The organism is Paenibacillus darwinianus, from assembly GCF_000598065.1.
GTDB lineage: Bacteria > Bacillota > Bacilli > Paenibacillales > Paenibacillaceae > Paenibacillus_I > Paenibacillus_I darwinianus.
This window is the reverse complement of sequence record NZ_KK082124.1, coordinates 1-1699: the sequence shown is the minus strand read 5'-3', so window position 1 is coordinate 1699 and position 1699 is coordinate 1. Positions and strand designations below refer to the sequence as shown.

Below are 1699 nucleotides of genomic sequence, written 5' to 3'. Positions count from 1 at the left end.
CCCGCCTTCCTCGTTATGAGTGGGCGGGAATGCAGGTTCTGAGTCAGGGGGATAGGTGGCTAAAAGGTGTGCGAAAGCAGGTTCTGAGTCAGGGGGATAGTGGCTAAAAGGTGTGCGAAAGCAGGTTCTGAGCGAGAGGGATAGTGGCTAAAAGGAGCGCGAGAGCAGGCCTCGGATCGCTGAGGGAATTGGCTTTTGCTCGGTTATTTTTTGGCGAGGGACGAAACCGGTTTTGTTGTGGTATAATAATAGGACGGAATTTTTATTTAGGGGTGTTAGGTATGATGTTGGACCGGTTGCAAGCGCTGGCGGACCGATACGAGAAGCTGAGCGAGCTGCTCTGCGACCCGGACGTCGCCGCAGATCCGAAGAAGCTGCGCGACTACTCTAAGGAGCAATCCGATCTTCAGGACGCTTACGCGGCTTTCACGGAATATAAGAATACGATCGAGCAGCTGAACGACGCCAAGGCGATGCAGGGCGAGAAGCTGGATGACGAGATGCGCGAGATGGTCAAGCTGGAAATCGAGGAGTTGACCGCGCGTCAGACTGCGCTTGAAGAGCATATTCGCCTGCTCATGCTGCCGAAGGTCCATGTATTCTGCTTGCCCGTGATCGTTGAAGTGCGCGGTGCGGCGGGAGGCGACGAGGCGGCTCTGTTCGCATCCGACCTGTACCGGATGTACACCCGTTACGCGGACTCGCAGGGCTGGCGAGTAGAACTGCTCGATGTGAACGAGAACGATTTGGGCGGCTTCAAGGAGGTTATTTTTATGATCTCCGGCAAAGGCGCGTACAGCAAGCTGAAATACGAGAGCGGCGCGCACCGGGTACAGCGGATTCCGGTGACGGAGTCCGGCGGACGCATTCATACGTCGACCTCGACCGTCGCGGTGATGCCGGAGGTCGAGGATCTTGAAATCGAAATTCTCGACAAGGACATCCGTGTCGATACCTTCTGCTCCAGCGGCGCCGGCGGGCAGTCCGTCAACACTACCAAGTCGGCTGTACGGGTGACGCACGTCCCGACAGGCATCGTCGCTACCTGCCAGGACGGCAAATCGCAGAACGATAACAAGCAGAAGGCGCTGCAGGTGCTAAGGGCACGTATTTTCGATGTCAAGCGTCAGGAAGAGGAAGCGAAGCTTGCCGGCGAGCGCAAAAGCAAAGTCGGTACCGGCGACCGCAGCGAGCGGATCCGGACGTATAATTTTCCGCAAAGCCGCGTGACTGATCATCGGATCGGCCTGACGCTTCACAAACTGGACGCCGTTATGAACGGCGATATGCAGGAAATCGTCAATGCGCTCACGCTGGCGGAGCAAACGGAGCTGCTGGAGCGGGAAAACGCAACGGCAGGCGTTTAAGTCGTATAAGTTAAAAGTAAACGGTCGGTAAGGAAGCGCCTCGAAGAGCGCTGACTTGCCGGCCGTTTGTTGAGAGGAGCGTGTCCGTAATGGACGAAGCGGGAGTAATGCCGACGCGTTTTGAACCGGCCGGCGGGTCCACGGTCGGGGAAGCCTGCTTGCAGGCCGCAGCCTATTTGTCCGAGCACGGCATTGATGAGGGCAGAGCGAATGCGGAGCGGCTGCTGCTGCATCTGCTCGAATTGGAGCCTGCGGGTATGCTGCGCGACTGGCGGGATCCTTTTCCGGCGGGCCGGTTGGCGGAATGGGGGGAGCTGGTGACGCGCAAGGCG

Annotated in this window: 1 protein-coding gene and 1 pseudogene; both read left to right on the top strand. The window is 58.1% G+C overall.

Translation table 11 applies throughout. The features are described from left to right. The first annotated feature begins 284 nt into the window (after window positions 1-284). Window positions 285-1367: a peptide chain release factor 1 gene (gene prfA, locus BG52_RS01160; RefSeq protein ID WP_036666661.1), complete on the top strand. Its 1083-nt coding sequence runs from the start codon at window positions 285-287 to the stop codon at window positions 1365-1367. 89 nt (window positions 1368-1456) lie between these two features. Next, window positions 1457-1699: pseudogene (locus BG52_RS01155) on the top strand (hypothetical protein); the annotation flags it as partial.